This is a genomic window from Pseudomonas sp. GGS8, from assembly GCF_024168645.1.
In the GTDB taxonomy this organism is placed as follows: Bacteria; Pseudomonadota; Gammaproteobacteria; order Pseudomonadales; family Pseudomonadaceae; genus Aquipseudomonas.
The window spans coordinates 1,498,142-1,516,184 of sequence record NZ_JALJWF010000001.1 but is presented as its reverse complement, the minus strand read 5'-3'; the positions used below and the strand labels follow the sequence as shown (position 1 = coordinate 1,516,184).

17 protein-coding genes are annotated in these 18,043 nt (G+C 59.3%); 6 read left to right on the top strand and 11 right to left on the bottom strand.

Translation table 11 applies throughout. The annotated features are described in order from the left end of the window. Positions 1-74: 74 nt before the first annotated feature. The 4 genes from J3D54_RS06605 to gpmI all read right to left on the bottom strand — a co-directional run bounded on the left by J3D54_RS06605 (position 75) and on the right by gpmI (position 5,276). Complete coding sequence (locus J3D54_RS06605) at positions 75-872, bottom strand: divergent polysaccharide deacetylase family protein (protein ID WP_253417205.1); 798 nt, start codon at positions 870-872, stop codon at positions 75-77. Position 873: 1 nt separating this feature from the next. Next, positions 874-2,193, bottom strand: a complete 1,320-nt coding sequence (locus tag J3D54_RS06600; RefSeq protein WP_253417204.1) for a S41 family peptidase — start codon at positions 2,191-2,193, stop codon at positions 874-876. Positions 2,194-2,224: 31 nt separating this feature from the next. After that, complete coding sequence (locus J3D54_RS06595; protein ID WP_253417203.1) at positions 2,225-3,517, bottom strand: murein hydrolase activator EnvC; 1,293 nt, start codon at positions 3,515-3,517, stop codon at positions 2,225-2,227. A 229-nt stretch (positions 3,518-3,746) separates the two neighbouring features. Next, complete coding sequence (gpmI, locus tag J3D54_RS06590; protein ID WP_253417202.1) at positions 3,747-5,276, bottom strand: 2,3-bisphosphoglycerate-independent phosphoglycerate mutase; 1,530 nt, start codon at positions 5,274-5,276, stop codon at positions 3,747-3,749. Between the two features lie 153 nt (positions 5,277-5,429). Here gpmI and J3D54_RS06585 point away from each other — a divergent pair, with 153 nt between their 5' ends. The 3 genes from J3D54_RS06585 to secB are packed head-to-tail and all read left to right on the top strand — an operon-like array spanning position 5,430 to position 6,641. Continuing rightward, positions 5,430-5,843 carry a rhodanese-like domain-containing protein gene (locus tag J3D54_RS06585; protein ID WP_253417201.1) on the top strand — a complete coding sequence of 138 codons (414 nt, stop codon included), beginning with the start codon at positions 5,430-5,432 and terminating at the stop codon, positions 5,841-5,843. Between the two features lies 1 nt (position 5,844). Beyond that, complete coding sequence (gene grxC, locus J3D54_RS06580) at positions 5,845-6,099, top strand: glutaredoxin 3 (RefSeq protein ID WP_018929204.1); 255 nt, start codon at positions 5,845-5,847, stop codon at positions 6,097-6,099. A gap of 56 nt (positions 6,100-6,155) precedes the next feature. Then, a complete protein-coding gene (secB, locus tag J3D54_RS06575) occupies positions 6,156-6,641 on the top strand; it encodes a protein-export chaperone SecB (RefSeq protein WP_253417200.1) in 486 nt (161 codons plus the stop codon). A gap of 108 nt (positions 6,642-6,749) precedes the next feature. Here the strand turns inward: secB and trmL are convergent, their stop codons facing one another. Continuing rightward, complete coding sequence (gene trmL, locus J3D54_RS06570; RefSeq protein ID WP_007939438.1) at positions 6,750-7,205, bottom strand: tRNA (uridine(34)/cytosine(34)/5-carboxymethylaminomethyluridine(34)-2'-O)-methyltransferase TrmL; 456 nt, start codon at positions 7,203-7,205, stop codon at positions 6,750-6,752. Between trmL and J3D54_RS06565 the strand changes: the two genes are divergently transcribed. Beyond that, positions 7,204-7,644 (top strand): hypothetical protein, encoded by a 441-nt coding sequence (locus tag J3D54_RS06565; protein ID WP_253417199.1) that lies wholly within the window; start codon positions 7,204-7,206, stop codon positions 7,642-7,644. The genes trmL and J3D54_RS06565 overlap by 2 nt on opposite strands. Positions 7,645-8,194: 550 nt before the next feature. Here J3D54_RS06565 and ntrC read toward each other — a convergent pair. The 6 genes from ntrC to glnA all read right to left on the bottom strand — a co-directional run bounded on the left by ntrC (position 8,195) and on the right by glnA (position 14,268). After that, on the bottom strand, positions 8,195-9,631 hold the full coding sequence (gene ntrC / locus J3D54_RS06560; RefSeq protein WP_253417198.1) for a nitrogen regulation protein NR(I): 1,437 nt from the start codon (positions 9,629-9,631) through the stop codon (positions 8,195-8,197). Then, a complete protein-coding gene (gene glnL, locus J3D54_RS06555; RefSeq protein WP_253417197.1) occupies positions 9,628-10,713 on the bottom strand; it encodes a nitrogen regulation protein NR(II) in 1,086 nt (361 codons plus the stop codon). The genes ntrC and glnL overlap by 4 nt, the downstream gene beginning before the upstream one ends. Positions 10,714-10,944: 231 nt before the next feature. Beyond that, complete coding sequence (locus J3D54_RS06550) at positions 10,945-11,565, bottom strand: DUF4124 domain-containing protein (RefSeq protein ID WP_253417196.1); 621 nt, start codon at positions 11,563-11,565, stop codon at positions 10,945-10,947. Beyond that, the gene (locus J3D54_RS06545; protein WP_253417195.1) at positions 11,562-12,077 is read right to left on the bottom strand and encodes a DUF4124 domain-containing protein; all 516 of its coding nucleotides are present in this window, start codon (positions 12,075-12,077) and stop codon (positions 11,562-11,564) included. The genes J3D54_RS06550 and J3D54_RS06545 overlap by 4 nt, the downstream gene beginning before the upstream one ends. A 101-nt stretch (positions 12,078-12,178) precedes the next feature. After that, on the bottom strand, positions 12,179-12,727 hold the full coding sequence (locus J3D54_RS06540; RefSeq protein WP_253417194.1) for a chorismate mutase: 549 nt from the start codon (positions 12,725-12,727) through the stop codon (positions 12,179-12,181). A gap of 134 nt (positions 12,728-12,861) precedes the next feature. Further along, a complete protein-coding gene (gene glnA, locus J3D54_RS06535) occupies positions 12,862-14,268 on the bottom strand; it encodes a glutamate--ammonia ligase (protein ID WP_018929197.1) in 1,407 nt (468 codons plus the stop codon). 329 nt (positions 14,269-14,597) lie between these two features. On the opposite strand from glnA, the gene thiI reads away from it, so the two are divergent. Continuing rightward, positions 14,598-16,052 carry a tRNA uracil 4-sulfurtransferase ThiI gene (thiI, locus tag J3D54_RS06530; RefSeq protein ID WP_253417193.1) on the top strand — a complete coding sequence of 485 codons (1,455 nt, stop codon included), beginning with the start codon at positions 14,598-14,600 and terminating at the stop codon, positions 16,050-16,052. A 139-nt stretch (positions 16,053-16,191) separates the two neighbouring features. Next, positions 16,192-18,012 (top strand): translational GTPase TypA, encoded by a 1,821-nt coding sequence (gene typA, locus J3D54_RS06525; protein ID WP_025859468.1) that lies wholly within the window; start codon positions 16,192-16,194, stop codon positions 18,010-18,012. The last annotated feature ends 31 nt before the right edge of the window (positions 18,013-18,043 follow it).

The window sequence follows — 18,043 nt, the reverse complement described above, 5'->3', positions numbered from 1 at the left end:
GGTGTGCGCAATCGTGGCACGACGCTGGATACCAAGAGGCATATATAGATATCGAGAGACAGAAGGGGGCTTGATTATTTACCGGGCGGTAGACGGTATTGCCCATCATTGCCATGAGCAGCCGTCGCGCGATTGCCGCGCACGCTGATCATCAATTTGATGTCGATCCAGTCAATACCCTGCGCCTTGAGCTTGGGTAACTCACGCTCCAGTACCGCCAGGGTCTGCGGATATGGATGTCCGATCATCACCGCCGAGCCCTGCTTGCGCGCCAGGCTGATCGCCGCTTGAAGCTGGGTGAAGATCGCCGCTTCGGTGCGTTCATCATCCAGAAATACATCCCGCGAAACACTCGCCAAACCAATCTTCTGCGCCTCGGCGGCGGCCACGGTTTGCGCACTGGTGCGGCTGTCGACGAAGAACTTGTGCCGACGCTGCAAATCCGCCATCAGCCAGGCCATGGCCGGTTGCTGAGCGGTCATGCGGCTGCCCATGTGGTTATTGATGCCCGCGGCGTATGGCACCGCCTCGAATGCTGCGTTCAGGCGCTTCTCGAGCTCTTCGATGGGTAACTCGGGGTGCCAGGCGAACGGCCCGGTGGCCGGGTCCATGGGCATGTGCAGAATGACAGTCTTGCCGGCACGATGGGCTTGGCGGGCGAATTCGGTGGCGTGGGGTGTATCGGGCATGATCGCCGTGGTGACCGGGCCGGGCAGGGCCAGCACGCGCCGATCCCGGGGCAGGTTCTGCCCCAAGTCATCGATGATCAGGCTCAGATAAGCCTTGTGAGGTGTGGTCGCTGTCGTGACGGGCGCCGCGTGAGCAACACCCGCCAGACTGCACAGCAGACCGAGTAGCAACCGCAAGCGCATCTCAGTGGCCGCGGGTGATGCTCAGCCCTTTGAGCAGGCTCAGGGCCTGGGCCAACTGGTAATCGTCATCCTGCGGCATGGCCTTGGCTTTGCTGCCCGAACCGCTCGGTTTGTCGGCACCGCCGTTGCCGTTGCCCAAGTGACCTTGCAGATCGGCTTCCTTGAAGTACTCGCCGTCCTGCTCGTTGGTGATCTTGGCCTTGCGCACTTCGATGTCCGGGACGATGCCCTGAGCCTGAATCGAGCGGCCGTTCGGCGTGTAGTACAGCGCCGTGGTGATTTTCAGTGCGCGGTCGTTGTTCAGTGGCAACACGGTTTGTACCGAGCCTTTGCCGAAACTGGTAGTGCCCATGACTACCGCACGTTTCTGATCCTGCAGGGCGCCGGCGACAATTTCCGAGGCCGAGGCGCTGCCGCCGTTGATCAGCACGACCATTGGCACGGCTTCGCTTTCGTCCTTGCCGGTGGCGGAGAAGCGCAGCTCGGAGTTGGCAATGCGGCCCTTGGTGTAGACGATCAGGCCCTTGGTGATGAAGTGGTCGACCACTTCCACCGCCGATTGCAGCACGCCGCCCGGGTTGTTACGCAGGTCGAGGATAATGCCGCTGAGTTTCTTGCCGTTGTCCTTGCGCAGCTTGGCCAGGGCCTTGGAGACCTCTTCACCGGTCTTGACCTGGAACTGGGTGATGCGGATATAGCCGTAGCCGGACTCCAGCAACTGGCTCTTGACGCTTTTCACCTGGATGGTGGCGCGGACCAGAGTCACGTCGAACGGCGTGCCGCCGTCGCGCACCAGGGTCAGGGTGATCTTCTGGCCGATCTTGCCGCGCATCTTGTCCACGGCTTCGGTCATGCTCTGGCCGCGAGTCGGCTGGCCGTTGATCTTGACGATGAAGTCGCCGGCCTGGATGCCGGCCTTGGAAGCCGGGGTGTCATCGATGGGCGAAACCACTTTGATGAAACCGTCTTCAGCGCCGACTTCGATGCCCAGGCCACCGAATTCGCCACTGGTGCTTTCCTGCAGTTCAGTGAAGTCTTCCGGGCCCAGATAGGCGGAGTGCGGGTCAAGGTTGCTGAGCATGCCTTTAATGGCGTTTTCCAGCAGGGTCTTGTCATCCACCGGTTCTACATAGGCTGCCTTGATCCGGTCCATGACTTCGGCAAAGGTGCGCAACTCGTCCAGCGGCAATGGCGCCTTGGTGGTCGCAGCGGTGCCGGCAGGCGCGACCGTCGGGGCCGGTTGAGCGGCAAACGCCAGAGGCGCGCCGATCACCAGGGCGATCGTCAGGGCCAGCGAGGTAAGGCGGGACAAATGCAGCATGTCGAACAAACTCCTGAATTAGGTAACGTGCTTATCCTTGCGCACGGCACCATTGCGCTGGATCACTCGGGTGACCCTGCTGACGAATAGCGAAATACAGTGCTGGTGTGTCCTGCCCGCCACTGTTACCGACAGTGGAGATGGACTCACCGGCTTTTACCACGTCACCGGCAGACTTGAGCAGCGTCTGGTTGTGACCATAAAGACTCAAAAAACCGTTGCCGTGGTCGAGAATCACCAGCAGCCCGGCACCGCGCAGCCAGTCGGCAAACACCACGCGGCCGCCGTGAACGGCATGCACCTGGCTGCCGGCGGAGGCGCTGATCATCACGCCGTCCCACTTGGTTCGGGCATCGTCGCCACGGGTTTCACCGAAGCGCGCCAGCAGTCGACCATCAACCGGCCATGGAAGTTTGCCGCGAGTTGAAGCAAAAGGGCCGCCGAAGGTCTCACCTGAACTTGAAACCAGAGCGCCGGGCGTCGATTTGGCGGGTTTGCGTGGGGCGTCAGTGGCGTCTGCTTGAGCCTGAGCCTCACGTAACCGCTTTTTTTCAGCTTCCTGCTGGGCGATCAACGCTTTTTGCCGCGCTTCTTCTGCCTCACGGGCCTGACGGGCCAAGGTTTCTTCAATGGTTTTAAGGACTTTAGACAGGTCCGCCTGATCCTGCTCGCGGGCGGCCAGTTTCTGGTCTCGAGCCTTCACGTCGTCATTCAACTTGGCCAGGACTTGCTGGCGCTCTTTGCGGACCTTGTCGAGTTCGTCGCGCTGGCTGTCGAGGCTGCTTTTCTGCACCAGCAACTGGGCTTGCTGCATCGAGATGTCTTTTTCGACATTGGCCAGTTGGCGCAGGGTCTCGTTGAAATTCTTCAGCTGCTCCAGGCGGGCCTGGCTCAGGTAGTCGTAATAGGTGAGGGTGCGGGCGAATTTTTCCGGGTTCTGCTGGTTGAGCAGCAGTTTCAGGTACTCCTGGCGGCCATTCTGATAGGCCGCGCGGGCCTGAATGGCGATCAGCCGTTGCTGTTCAATGCGCGCGCTCTGGAGTTTTTTTTTCTCACCATCGAGTCGCTGCAGCTCGGATTCGCTTTTCTTCAGCTCTTTTTGCAGCGCTTCGACCTGCTTCTCGAGCGTGCCCATCTCGGTTTCGGTGCCTTTGAGGTCTTTCTGCACCCCGGATTTTTCTTCCTGGAGTTTACCCAGCAGTTTTTTCAGCTCAGCGATGTCCTGACGCGTGGCGTCCAACTGTTGTTGGGTTTGCGCGCGCTCGTCGGCAAAGGCCGGTTGGAGCAGGCAAGTCAGAGCGAGGGCTATCAGGACGCGAAGCATAGAGGCGGGCGACACCAGGGAAAGGGACGGCCTAGTATGCCCGCCAAGCGCAGCAAAAAAAATGCCCAATTGGGGCTGTGTGATAACTGGACTGAAAAACACTGAAAACCAATGTGGGAGCGAGCCTGCTCGCGATGGCATCAGTACAATCAACAAAGATGTTGGCTGTCAGATTGCTATCGCGAGCAGGCTCGCTCCCACAGGGTTTGGCGGTGTTTGATGAGGCGGATTACACCAGAATCGAAGCCCCGGTCATTTCCGCTGGCTTCTCAAGCCCCAGCAACATCAGCATGGTCGGTGCCACGTCGGCCAGAACGCCGCCTTCGCGAACCTTCAAGTCACGCTTGCCGACATAGATGAACGGCACCGGCTCGGTGGTGTGGGCAGTGTGGGCCTGGCCGGTGGAGGCGTCGGACATTTGCTCGACGTTGCCGTGGTCGGCGGTGATCAGGGCTTCGCCGCCGACTTTTTCCAGTGCCGTGACGATGCGGCCGACGCAGGTGTCCAGGCATTCCACAGCTTTCACCGCCGCCTCGAACACGCCGCTGTGGCCGACCATGTCGCCGTTGGCGTAGTTGACCACGATCACGTCGTAGCGCTGGTTTTCAATGGCATCGACGATGCGGTCGGTGACTTCCGGGGCACTCATCTCGGGTTGCAAGTCGTAGGTGGCGACTTTCGGCGACGGGATCAGGATGCGCTCTTCGCCCAGGAACGGTTCTTCGCGACCGCCGGAGAAGAAGAAGGTCACATGAGCGTACTTCTCGGTTTCGGCGATGCGCAGCTGTGTCTTGCCGTTTTTCGCCAGGTAATCACCCAACACATTTTCCAGGCTGCCCGCGGCGAAGGCCGATGGCGCGGGGATGCTGGCGGCGTATTGGGTCAGCATGACGAAACCGGCAAGCGCAGGCTTGCGTGCGCGTTCGAATTCCTTGAAATCGTCTTCGACGAACACGCGGGTCAGTTCGCGGGCACGGTCGGCACGGAAGTTCATGAAGACCACGGCGTCGCCGTCTTCGACCTTCACCGGCTCACCGATGCTGGTGGCTTTGACGAATTCGTCGCTCTCGCCACGCTCGTAGGCGGCTTGCAGGCCTTCCTGAGCGGTGGCAGCGTTGAATTCGCTGGCGCCATCGACAATCAGGTTGTAGGCCTGGGACACGCGGTCCCAACGGTTGTCGCGGTCCATGGCGTAATAACGGCCAATGATGCTGGCGATCCGGCCTTTACCGAGGGCTTCGAAGGTCGCATCCAGCAATTCGATCGACGACTGGGCGCTTTTCGGCGGCGTATCGCGGCCGTCGAGGAAGGCGTGCAGGTAGATTTTTTCGGCGCCGCGCTTGAAGGCCAGTTCAGCCATGGCGATCAGGTGGTCCTGGTGGCTGTGAACGCCGCCATCGGACAGCAGGCCCATGAAGTGCACGGCTTTGCCGGCAGCAACGGCTTTATCCACCGCGGCGCAGATGGTCGGGTTCTCGAAGAACTCGCCGTCGCGGATCGCTTTGGTCACGCGGGTGAAGTCCTGATACACCACCCGGCCGGCGCCGAGGTTCATGTGGCCGACTTCGGAGTTGCCCATCTGGCCGTCCGGCAAGCCGACGTCCATGCCGCTGCCCGAGATCAGGCCGTTCGGCACGGTGGCCCACAGGCGGTCCAGTACGGGTTTTTTCGCCGCATAGATGGCGTTGGATTCCTGGCTGTCACTGTGACCGAAGCCGTCGAGAATGATCAGGACCAAAGGTTTAGGCGTGGTAGTCATGGATTCCACTCGTGGCTGAATTAAAAGAGGGCGATGGAAAAGGGAGTAGGAGTTTAAAGCTAAGTTCCGACGCCGTCACCGCCGGACGGGGTTTGGCCCACCATAGTGGCTGTGTATACTGGCCGACATTTTAACGCCCTGGAACCTCCTTCGATGGTTGATCACCTGATTCAATTCGCCACCAACCACTACATTCTCGTGGGTATCTTCGTTGTACTGGCGGCCCTGCTATTGGCCTATCAGATGCAAGGCGGCGGCCGCAGCCTGAGCACCGGTGAACTGACCGGGCTGGTCAACAAGGACGCAGGCGTGGTGGTCGACATTCGTCCGACCAAGGATTTCGCCGCCGGTCACATCGTTGGCGCGTTGAATATTCCTCAGGACAAACTGGCCGCTCGCGTCGGCGAACTGGAAAAACACAAGGCCAAGACCATTATCCTGGTCGACGCCATGGGTCAGACTGCCGGTACTCATGCCCGCGAACTGATGAAGTCCGGCTTCACCGCCGCCAAGCTGTCTGGCGGTATTTCCAGCTGGAAAGCCGACAATCTGCCGCTGGTGAAGTGATATGAACAACGTCGTCGTCTATTCCAGCGATTACTGCCCTTATTGCTCGCGAGCCAAGTACCTGCTCGAGAACAAAGGCGTAGCCTTCGAAGAGATCAAGGTCGATGGCAAGCCGCAGGTGCGTGCCGCAATGGCTCAGAAGGCCGGGCGTACGTCCGTGCCGCAGATCTGGATCGGCAACACCCACGTTGGCGGCTGTGATGATTTGTTTGCCCTGGAGCGCGCCGGCAAGCTCGACGCCATGCTCAAGGCCTGACTGCCTTACTTAGAAATAGCCACCCCTATAAGACCCGAGATCAGAAAGGATCTGAGATGACTGACCAACAGAACACTGCAGCTAGCGAAGAAGAAAACGCACCGCAATTCTCCTTGCAGCGCATCTACGTACGTGACTTGTCCTTCGAAGCCCCGAAAAGCCCGGCAATCTTCCGCCAGCAGTGGGAGCCGAGCGTCGGTCTGGATCTGAACACTCGTCAGAAGGCGCTGGAAGGCGACTTCCACGAAGTCGTACTGACCCTGTCGGTCACTGTGAAAAACGGTGAAGAAGTGGCGTTCATTGCTGAAGTACAACAGGCCGGGATCTTCCTGATCAAGAATCTGGACGACGCTTCGATGAGCCACACCCTGGGCGCGTTCTGCCCGAACATCCTGTTCCCGTACGCTCGCGAAACCCTGGACAGCCTGGTGACCCGCGGTTCGTTCCCGGCCCTGATGCTGGCCCCGGTGAACTTCGACGCGCTGTACGCACAAGAGCTGCAACGCATGCAGACGGCTGGCGAGACTCCAACCGTTCAATAAGCTGCGCTGCTGAAGATCGCGGGCAAGCCCGCTCCCACAGGATTGTGCAGAGCCTGTGGGAGCGGGCTTGCCCGCGATTGTTTCTGTCAGGCGAAAATGATCTTCGAGCTACTTGAACCCGAGCTGGCGCCAGGCTTCGTACACCGCGATGGCCACGGTGTTGGACAGGTTCAGGCTGCGACAGCCTTCGCGCATGGGCAGGCGCAGGCGTTGTTCGCCGGGCAGGGCGTCGAGCACTTCGGCTGGCAAGCCACGGCTTTCCGGGCCGAACAGGAACGCATCGCCCTCGGCGAAGCTGGCGTCGTGAAACGGCCGCGAGCCCTTGGTGGTAAAGGCGAACAGCCGAGGGTGGCCGAGGCTTTCCAGACAGCTGGCGAGGTCCGCATGGCGTTGCAGGGTGGCATACTCATGGTAATCGAGGCCCGCCCGGCGCAGGCGCTTGTCGTCCATCTCGAAGCCCAGCGGTTCGATCAAATGCAGGTGGCAGCCACTGTTGGCGCACAGCCTGATAACGTTGCCGGTATTCGGCGGAATTTCTGGTTGGAAAAGGATGACGTGAAACATGCACGGCTCCGAAGGTAAAGATGAGCAGCATTCTACGCCGCAAGCGGATCCCCGTTCGAAACTATTCTCGCGGGTGATGGCTTCGCTGGCGATTGTCGGGGTGATGGTGGGCCTGATGATCGGTCGCCTGACCGCGCCCGACCCCAGCGTTTTGCAGCAGGTCGAGGTGACCAACGATGGGCTGGTGGTGTGGTTCAACAACGAACCCAAGACCCACGGCGAGTTGGTCGACGGCAGTGTTGCATTGCTGTTTGAGGCTGAAGGTCGTGCACAGAAAGGTCAGCTCAAGCTCAACGGCAAGGACGTGAACTGGCGAACGCGTTTGAGTGATGGGGGATTGTTGCTGACGGTGGTGGCGGCCCGGCCACTGCAGGGCGAGTGGGCCGGTAGTGAGGTCGATGACCGCTGGCGGCTGGAGATCCATCTCCGAGAGCAATAAAAGAGGGAATCCCCGGCCTGCCTGTACCAAGGTTCCCAAAACGGGAGGGCTCGCGCATTGCGTCGTGAGCCCGGTGTAAAGAGGGAATCCCCGGCCTGCCTGTACCAAGGACCCCAAAACGGGGTGGGCTCGTCGCTGTTGCGGTATGAGCCCGGTGTAAAGGGGGGAATCCCCGGCCTGCCTGTACCAAGGTCCCCGAAACTGGGTAGTGAATCGAATCACTGATTGGACTAATGCAGGGAGCGTGCCAGTTTTTAACAGGTCGAAACAGAAAGTCGCCGAGTCGTGCTGAAAGCCCCGTAATCCGGGGCTTTTGTGTTTTTGTGATATGGTTTTTGTGCCGGTGAAGGCGGGGTATGGGACGGTTTGTTGTGCGCGATTGCGGTTCACGCTGCATTCAGGCGGTGCATCAAGCCCTCAAAAGCATTGCGGGCAAGCCCGCTCCCACAGGTTCAATGGTGTTCACCCGATAGTGAAACCACTGAAAGGTTCTGTGGGAGCGGGCTTGCCCGCGATTGGATCTGGAGATCAGCGCAAATCTAAAGGCTGCTTAGCCCTCATCCCCCTCATCATCATCCCCGCCATCAACCTTCATCCCCAATTCCTTGATCTTGCGCGTCAAGGTATTACGCCCCCAGCCCAGCAACACGGCGGCGTCGCGACGGCGGCCGGCGGTGTGTTTGAGGGCGGTTTCGATCATGATCCGCTCGAAGCTCGGCACGGCGCTGTCGAGCAGGCTCGATTGGCCGCGTGCCAGCGCCTGGTCGGCCCACTGGCGCAGCGCTTGCTCCCAGTTGGTCACGGGTGCCGAATCCTGCGGCAGGCTCAGCAGTTCGGGTGGCAGGTCGCTGATGTGCACTTCGCGACCCGAAGCCATCACGGTGATCCAGCGGCAGGTGTTCTCCAGCTGGCGCACGTTGCCTGGCCACGGCAGGTTTTTCAGGTATTCCTCGGTTTCGCTTTTCAGAAGCTTCGGTTCCACCGCCAGCTCCTGCGCGGCGCGACTGAGGAAGTGCTTGGCCAGGGTCGGGATGTCTTCGCGACGGTCCGACAGCCGTGGAATGTGGATGCGGATCACATTGAGGCGGTGGAACAAGTCCTCACGGAATTTTCCAGCGTGCACCAGGGTTTCCAGATTCTGGTGAGTCGCAGCGATGATGCGTACATCGACCTTCACCGGCGTGTGACCGCCGACACGGTAAAATTCGCCATCGGCCAGTACCCGCAGCAAGCGAGTCTGGGTGTCCGCCGGCATGTCGCCGATTTCGTCGAGGAACAGCGTGCCGCCGTCGGCCTGTTCAAAACGCCCGCGACGCAGGTTAGCCGCGCCGGTGAACGCGCCTTTTTCATGACCGAACAGTTCGGATTCCATCAGGTCCTTGGGGATCGCCGCCATGTTCAGTGCAATGAACGGCGAGGCTGCCCGTGGGCTGTGGCGGTGCAGGGCGTGGGCCACCAGTTCTTTACCCGTACCGGACTCGCCGTTGATCAACACGGTGATGTTGGAGTGGCTCAAGCGCCCGATGGCGCGAAACACTTCCTGCATCGCCGGCGCTTCGCCGATGATTTCCGGGGTGCGGGTCAGCGTCGGGACGACTTCCAGGCCTTGTTGTTCCTGAGCGTGCTGGTTGGCGCGCTTGACCAGGGAAACGGCCTCGTCGACATCGAACGGCTTGGGCAGGTATTCGAACGCGCCACCCTGATAGGACGCGACAGCGCTATCCAGGTCGGAGTGGGCAGTCATGATGATGACTGGCAGCCGTGGGTGTTGTTCGCGAATCCGCGCCAGAAGGTCCAGGCCGCTGGCACCCGGCATGCGAATGTCGGAGATGATCACGTCCGGCTGCTGGCGCGCCAGGCGGCTCATCACGCCATCGGCGCTGTCGAAGCTTTGCGTGGTCATGCCTTCCTGTTGCAAGGCTTTTTCCAGGACCCAACGGATAGAACGGTCGTCATCGACGATCCACACGGTTTCACTACGGCTCATGTCGATGTGGCTCCTTGTTCCAGTGGCAGAAAGATCGAGAACGTGGTGTGGCCTGGATGGCTGTCACATTCGATCAGGCCCTGGTGCTGGCTGATGATGTTCTGGGTAATGGCCAGGCCCAGCCCGGTACCGTCCGGGCGGCCGCTGACCATGGGGAAGAAGATGGTTTCCTGCAGCTCGGCGGGGATCCCCGGGCCGTTGTCGATGATTTCGATCTTGGTCACCAGGCGATGGCGCACGTGGCCGATGGTGAACTGGCGCATGGCGCGGGTACGCAAGCTGATGCGGCCAAGGCGCAGCTCGTTCTGGCCGCTGATGGCCTGCATCGCGTTGCGCACGATGTTCAGCACGGCCTGAATCATCTGTTCGCGATCGATCAGGACATCCGGAATGCTTGGGTCATAGTCACGCACCAAAGTGATGCAGCCCTGACTTTCGGCTTCCACCAACTGACAAACGCGCTCCAGCACTTCGTGCACGTTGCACATGGCCAGCGACGGCAATTTGTTGGAGCCGAGCATGCGATCCACCAGGTTGCGTAGGCGATCGGCCTCTTCAATGATGACGTTGGTGTAATCGCGCAGGCTTTCTTCCGGCAACTCACGGGCGAGCAGCTGAGCCGCGCCGCGAATCCCGCCCAGAGGGTTCTTGATCTCGTGGGCGAGACCGCGTACCAGCATTTTACTGGTTTCCTGCTTCGACAGCTGTGCTTCTTCCTTGGTGATCCGCAACAAGCGGTCACGAGGGTGAACCTCCAGTAACAGCATCGTGTCGCCATTACTCAGGATTGGCGTCACGGCGTAGTCGACGGTCAGGGTCTGGCCGGTGAGGGCGGTGAGCATCGCTTCGCGCTTGGTGAACGGGTGCGCCTGCTCGACCGCCTGGCGCAGGGAGTTCAGCGCTTCGGTGGATTCGGTGAACAGCTCACTGATGAACTGCCCATGGCTACGCTGGCCGCTGATGGCCAGGAGCATCTCCGCCGCCGGGTTCATGTACTCGAGGCGCAATTCGGCGTCGAGCAGGATGGTGGCGGTGGTCAGGTTGTCGAGTAGCAAGCGGTGTAGTGCGTCGCTAATGGTCATCAGGACCTCTTTTGGAGCAGGGCGCGCGAAAGGAAACAAGCGCTGATGCGAGGAAAATGCAAAAACCAAACCAAGGCTCCGAAAAGAAGCGTTTAGAGCCTGAAACGGGCGTTTTACGCTCGTTTGCGTGGCGTTTTGCCAGCTTTTACGGGTACTTTTGAACCAAAATGGGTTGGAATGTGGGTATGGTGCAGATGTTTGCACCAATATAGTGCGTAAACCTGAACGAAGTTAGAAGAAGGGCAAGAAGGCGCTTTTTTCTTCTTCAGGCTTGTCTTTAAGGGGGCATTCCGGCCGTTGGCCGTAGTCGGTGAGGGTGCAGGGTTTGACCTGGCGTTTCTGCGCCAGGGAAATGCGCAGCATATGGAACGGTTGATTGGCCGTGCGTTCGACGGTGCGGCCCTGTTCGTCGAGGATTTCCACCGACAGGTTGTGACTGCCGCGGTCGATGTTGCTCAGGGCGAACACCGGGCTGGGGCCGGGCTCGGCAGTGGGCTGGCCGTCCAGCAGCAAACGATAACGATGACCCTGTTGCAGGCCGGGTTCGCTGGTAACGCTGACGATCAATTCACCGGCACTGCTACGGATCGTGGCATCCGGTTCCGGCACCAGCACCCGAAGCATGTCGTAATGAAACAGTGGTTTGGCCGGTTTTGATTTTGTCGCCGTCATGGGCGCCGCGCCACTCGGGTTGGCCGGCATTCGATTGCTGGTCGCCAACGGCACTCGCTTGGCGTTGCGGGTGCCCGGCTGATCGGTGAAAACCCGATTGCCCTGGGCGTCGATATAGGTGAAGACCTCGGCCATTGCCGGCAGGCAGACCAGGCACGCGGCCAGCAGCCATACCCTCAAGGCTTATGCACTCGTTGCACAGTAAAGGTCACGGTGGGGCTCTGTTGCACGACGTTTTGCCCGTCGATCACCTGAACCGCGAGGTTATGCTCGCCACGGTCGATGTTCACCAGTTGCAGAATCGGCACGTTGCTCGGCTGGCCGTAGGATTGGCCGTCCAGTAGCAGCCTCAATCGATGAGCGCCTTGCAGGCGCGGATTAATCAATACGCTGACGGTGAATGTGCCGTTGTTGGCGCGCAAGGCTTCTTCGGTGGGCAGGCTGGTCAGTTCCAGCACTTGATACGCGCTGTGGGGCTGGTCACGGCCACTGGCCTGCGCAGGCGCTACCGGCTCGCTTGGCGACTGACGCTCGACGCTGTTGAGCGGTGGCAATTCGACCGGCCGGGCTGTAACGCCATCGGGCGGTTGATTGCTGTAGGCCGTGTTGCCGTTGGCGTCGGTGTACTTGTAGATCTGCGCGGCGGCGGGCAGGGCGATCAGTGTGAGCAGGCATAACAACAATGAGCGCATTGCAGGCTTCCATTGGCCGTTGGGCAAGTGTCCAGCCCTGTTCCGTTCGTGGCGACTCAGCGCTGAGCATAGAGCACATCAGCGCCTGTCGGCAGGCAGGCTCAACGGCTGGCGCTGCACAACTCGGCAGTGGCGCGTACCCGGGCTAGCTCGCGCAGCGACACTTGGGTGCCGGATTTATTGGCCTTGGCCAGCCAGGACGGGCACTGCGGGTCGTTGCGATAAGGGCTGAAATCGGCCAGTTGTTGCAGCAGGCGTTTTTGTAACTGATCAAGATGCGGGCGAATCTGCCCGACGAGATCCGGGCGAGGGTCGTTGGGAGCCTTGCCTTGCGCATGCCAGTCAGACAAATGCGCGTATTGCACCAGTTTGTTGGCCTCGATTTGCGCCGAGAAAAACTGTTCGACGGCTTCGTTGCTCAATTTATAGTCAGGAGCCAAGGCGACAGCACCCGCAATTACCTCACGTTCGCGCTGACGATCTTCGACGGGTTTGCCGCTGTCCCATTTGCTCAGCGCGACTTGATCGGCAATCGCCAGGCGCTCCTCGATGGTGCCCAGCAGTGGGGCGAGGGCGGCAGGGGCCGGGCTGGCGAAAGCGCTGTTAGCCAGCAGGGCAGTAAGCAAGGCAAGGGATGAGCATAGGCGCATGGAAGGTCTCGGCTTTATCGGATGAAGGCCATGATGCACGCAACCGGGCATCCGATGACAGACGTTCGCCCACAAAAAAGGCCTCCCGAAGGAGGCCTCTCTTTTGTCACGCCGCGTGTCGCGGCGCTACCGGATCAGCAGCTGTAGTACAGCTCATATTCCAGTGGGTGTACGAAGGTGCGAACCTTGATTTCTTCTTCGCTTTTCAGAGCGATGTAAGCGTCGATGAAGTCGTCGCTGAAAACGCCGCCTTTGGTCAGGAACGCACGACCTTTGTCCAGCTCTTCCAGGGCTTCTTTCAGGCTGCCGCAAACTTGTGGGATCTCTTTCGCCTCTTCAGGCGGCAGGTCGTACAGGTTTTTATCAGCTGCGTCGCCAGGGTGGATCTTGTTCTGGATGCCGTCCAGGCCAGCCATCAACAGTGCAGCGAAGCCCAGGTACGGGTTAGCTGCTGGATCCGGGAAGCGGGCTTCGATACGGCGAGCGCGAGGGCTGGACACGTAAGGAATACGGATCGAAGCGGAACGGTTGCGAGCCGAGTAGGCCAGCATCACTGGAGCTTCGAAACCTGGGACCAGACGCTTGTAGGAGTTGGTCGACGGGTTGGTGAAGCCGTTCAGGGCCTTACCGTGCTTGATGATGCCGCCGATGAAGTACAGAGCGGTGTCGGACAGGCCGGCATAGCCTTCGCCAGCGAAGGTGTTCTTGCCATCTTTGGCGATGGACAGGTGAACGTGCATACCCGAACCGTTGTCGCCGTACAGAGGCTTAGGCATGAAGGTCGCGGTGCGGCCGTAGGCATCAGCTACGTTGTGTACGCAGTATTTCAGGGTCTGAACTTCGTCAGCCTTGGCAACCAGGGTGTTGAACTTCACGCCGATTTCGTTCTGACCGGCAGTCGCCACTTCGTGGTGGTGAACTTCAATGGTCAGGCCCATTTCTTCCATGGCGTTGCACATGGAGGTACGGATTTCGTGGTCGTGGTCGAACGGCGGAACAGGGAAGTAGCCGCCTTTGACGCCTGGACGGTGGCCTTTGTTGCCGCCTTCCACGTCCTGGTCGGACATCCACGAACCTTGTTCGGAGTAGATCTTGAACATCGAACCGGAGATGTCGGACTTGAACTTCACTTCGTCGAAGATGAAGAACTCAGGCTCCGGACCCACAAATACGGTGTCACCGATACCGGTCGACTTCAGGTATTCCTCGGCACGCTTGGCGATCGCCCGTGGGTCACGGTCGTAGCCTTGCATGGTCGAAGGCTCGATCACGTCGCAAACCAGGATCAGGGTCGGCTCTTCGGTGAACGGGTCGAGAACGGCAGTGGTGTCGTCCGGCATCAGGATCATGTCGGAAGCTTCGATGCCTTTCCAGCCAGCGATGGAGGAACCGTCGAACATTTTGCCTTCTTCGAAGAAAGCTTCATCCAGCGCATCGCGAGCCGGCATGGTCACGTGGTGCTGAGTGCCTTTGGTGTCCGTGAAGCGCAGATCAATCCACTTGACGTCATGATCTTTGATGAGTTGAACCGACTTCGACATAGTGTCCTCCGGGTGGCTTCGGGCTTAGTAATGGATGCCCTTAAATGTGGGTGATGCCGGCGCGAATACTCTGCCATGGCAACCTGCCTCACAAGGGAGCAAATTGCATGCCAGTGCCTCATCATGGGTTTTTTGCCCCAATATCACGCTTATAAAGGTGCACGGCGCCGTAAACTGCAAAATATCGCCCTGTAATGTAGCGTCGAATTCCGTAAATGACCTGTTTTGGTGCGCGAAAAACCTTCTGCACATTAACTGGTTAAACCTTGAGCAATTTCCGCTATAATCCGCGCCCCCCTTTTTCGGCTGGCCCTGCGCGCGCTGTTTTCATGAAACTAATCGTAAAAGTCTTCCCCGAGATCACCATCAAGAGCCGCCCGGTACGGATGCGTTTCATCCGCCAGTTGGCCAAAAATATCCGTACCGTGCTCCGCGATCTGGACCCGGCCGTGGTGGTGAACGGTGTGTGGGACAATCTCGAGCTGGAAACCCGCGTTAGTGACCCGAAGGCCCTGAAGGAGATGACCGAGCGCCTGAGCTGCATGCCGGGCATCGCGCATTTCCTGCAGGTCGATGAGTACCCATTGGGCGACTTCGATGACATCGTCGAGAAGTGCAAGCTGCACTTCGGCGATGCGCTGGCCGGGAAGATTTTTTCGGTGCGCTGCAAGCGTGCCGGCAAACACGAATTCAGCTCCATGGACGTGGAGAAATACGTCGGCAGCCAACTGCGTCGTCAGTGCGGCGCCGCCGGAATCTCGCTGAAAGAGCCTGAAATCGAAGTTCGCATCGAAATTCGCGACAAACGGTTGTTCGTGATCCACAGCCAGCACAACAGCATCGGTGGTTATCCGCTGGGTGCCCTGGAGCAGACGCTGGTGCTGATGTCCGGCGGCTTCGATTCCACTGTTGCGGCCTACCAGATCATGCGCCGCGGGCTGATGAGCCATTTCTGCTTCTTCAATCTGGGCGGACGTGCCCACGAGCTGGGCGTGATGGAAGTCGCGCACTTCATCTGGAAGAAGTACGGCAGCTCCCAACGCGTGTTATTTGTCAGTGTGCCGTTCGAGGAAGTCCTGGGAGAAATTCTCGGCAAAGTCGATAACAGTCATATGGGTGTAGTTTTGAAGCGTATGATGTTGCGCGCGGCTTCCCGTATTGCCGATCGGCTGGACATCGAAGCGCTGGTCACCGGCGAAGCGATTTCCCAGGTGTCGAGCCAGACGCTGCCGAACCTGTCCGTGATCGACTGCGTGACCGACAAGCTGGTCTTGCGTCCGCTGATTGCCAGTCACAAGCAGGACATCATCGACCTGGCCAACGAAATCGGCACCGCCGACTTCGCCAAGCACATGCCGGAATACTGTGGGGTCATCTCGGTGAACCCCAAGACCCACGCCAAGCGTCCGCGCGTGGAGCATGAAGAGAAAGAATTCGACATGGCGGTGCTTGAGCGTGCGCTCGAGAACGCCAAGCTGGTGCCGATCGATCGCGTGATCGACGAATTGGGCCAGGACTTGCAGATTGAAGAAGTCAGCGAAGCGCTGGCGGGTCAGATCATCATCGACATCCGTCACCCGGATGCCGCCGAAGACGACCCGCTGGAGCTTGCTGGCATTGAGGTACAAACGATGCCGTTTTATGCACTGAACGCTCGTTTCAAGGAACTGGACCCTACTCGCCAGTACCTGCTGTATTGCGACAAAGGCGTGATGAGTCGCCTGCATGCCCACCATTTGCTCAGTGAGGGGCATGCCAATGTGCGCGTTTATCGACCGAGCTAAGAGCCCGGGGCTGTTTGCCTGTGGCCTGCGTCACCGGCCCCCCGACTCTGCCGTCAAGCTGTAACGGCAAGGCCTGACTCTACTGTAAATCGCTGCCAAGACTTGTCAGCACACCGAATCCTCTGATCGAGATACACAAGTGATCGAAAATCTACGCAACATCGCCATCATTGCTCACGTTGACCATGGTAAAACCACCCTGGTAGACAAACTCTTGCGTCAATCCGGCACCCTGGAGCGCAACGAGCTCAACGACGAGCGCGTGATGGACTCCAACGACCAGGAGAAAGAGCGCGGTATTACCATTCTGGCGAAAAACACCGCCATCAACTGGAACGGCTACCACATCAACATCGTGGACACCCCGGGCCACGCCGACTTCGGCGGTGAAGTTGAACGCGTAATGTCGATGGTCGACTCCGTTCTGCTGCTGGTTGACGCTCAAGACGGCCCTATGCCGCAAACCCGTTTCGTGACCAAGAAGGCGTTCGAAGCCGGCCTGCGTCCAATCGTGTGCATCAACAAGGTTGACCGTCCAGGCGCGCGTCCGGACTGGGTTCTGGACCAGATCTTCGACCTGTTCGACAACCTGGGTGCTACCGAAGAACAGCTGGACTTCAAAGTCGTCTACGCCTCGGCCCTGAACGGTATTGCCGGTCTGGACCACACCGACATGGCTGAAGACATGACCCCGCTGTACCAGTCGATCGTCGACAACGTACCTGCGCCGGCTGTTGACCGTGAAGGTCCGTTCCAGATGCAGATCTCCGCTCTGGACTACAACAGCTTCCTGGGTGTTATCGGTGTTGGCCGTATCGCTCGTGGTCGCGTCAAGCCGAACACTCCAGTCGTGGCTATCGGTGCCGACGGCAAGAAGCGTAACGGTCGTATCCTGAAACTGATGGGTCACCACGGTCTGCACCGCATCGACGTTGAAGAAGCTGCCGCAGGCGACATCGTGTGCATCAGCGGCATGGACTCGCTGTTCATCTCCGACACCCTGTGCCACCCGGACGCGGTCGAAGCGATGAAGCCTCTGACTGTCGACGAGCCAACCGTTTCCATGACCTTCCAGGTAAACGACTCGCCTTTCTGCGGTAAAGAAGGCAAGTTCGTGACTTCCCGTAACATCAAGGAACGTCTGGACAAAGAGCTGCTGTACAACGTTGCACTGCGCGTTGAAGAAGGCGACTCGGCCGACAAGTTCAAGGTTTCCGGCCGTGGTGAGCTGCACCTCTCGGTACTGATCGAAACCATGCGTCGCGAAGGCTTCGAAATGGGCGTTGGTCGTCCGGAAGTGATCATCCGTCAAGTTGACGGCGTGAAGCAGGAACCGTTCGAAAACGTCACCATCGACACCCCTGAAGAATCCCAGGGCAAGGTCATGGAAGAGATGGGCCTGCGTAAAGGCGACCTGACCAACATGGTGCCGGATGGCAAAGGCCGTGTTCGTCTGGAATACAACATCCCTGCTCGCGGTCTGATCGGTTTCCGTAACCAGTTCCTGACCCTGACCAACGGTGCTGGCATCTTGACCTCGATCTTCGATCGCTACGACACCATGAAGTCCGGCGACATGTCCGGCCGTCAGAACGGTGTTCTGGTATCGGTAGAAACCGGCAAGGCACTGACCTACTCCCTGGAAACCCTGCAGGCGCGTGGCAAGCTGTTCGTTGAACACGGTCAAGAGATCTACAACGGTCAGATCGTTGGTCTGAACAGTCGTGACAACGACATGGGCGTCAACCCAACCAAAGGCAAGAAGCTCGACAACATGCGTGCTTCGGGTAAAGACGAAACTATCGCCCTGGTTCCACCTGTTCGCTTCACCCTGGAACAGGCCCTGGAATTCATCCAGGACGACGAGCTGTGTGAAGTGACACCTAAGTCGATCCGCCTGCGTAAGAAGATCCTGGACGAAGGCGAGCGTACCCGCGCTGCCAAGAAAGCCAAGAACTGAGTTAACTCAGGCTGAATGAAAAACGCCCCCG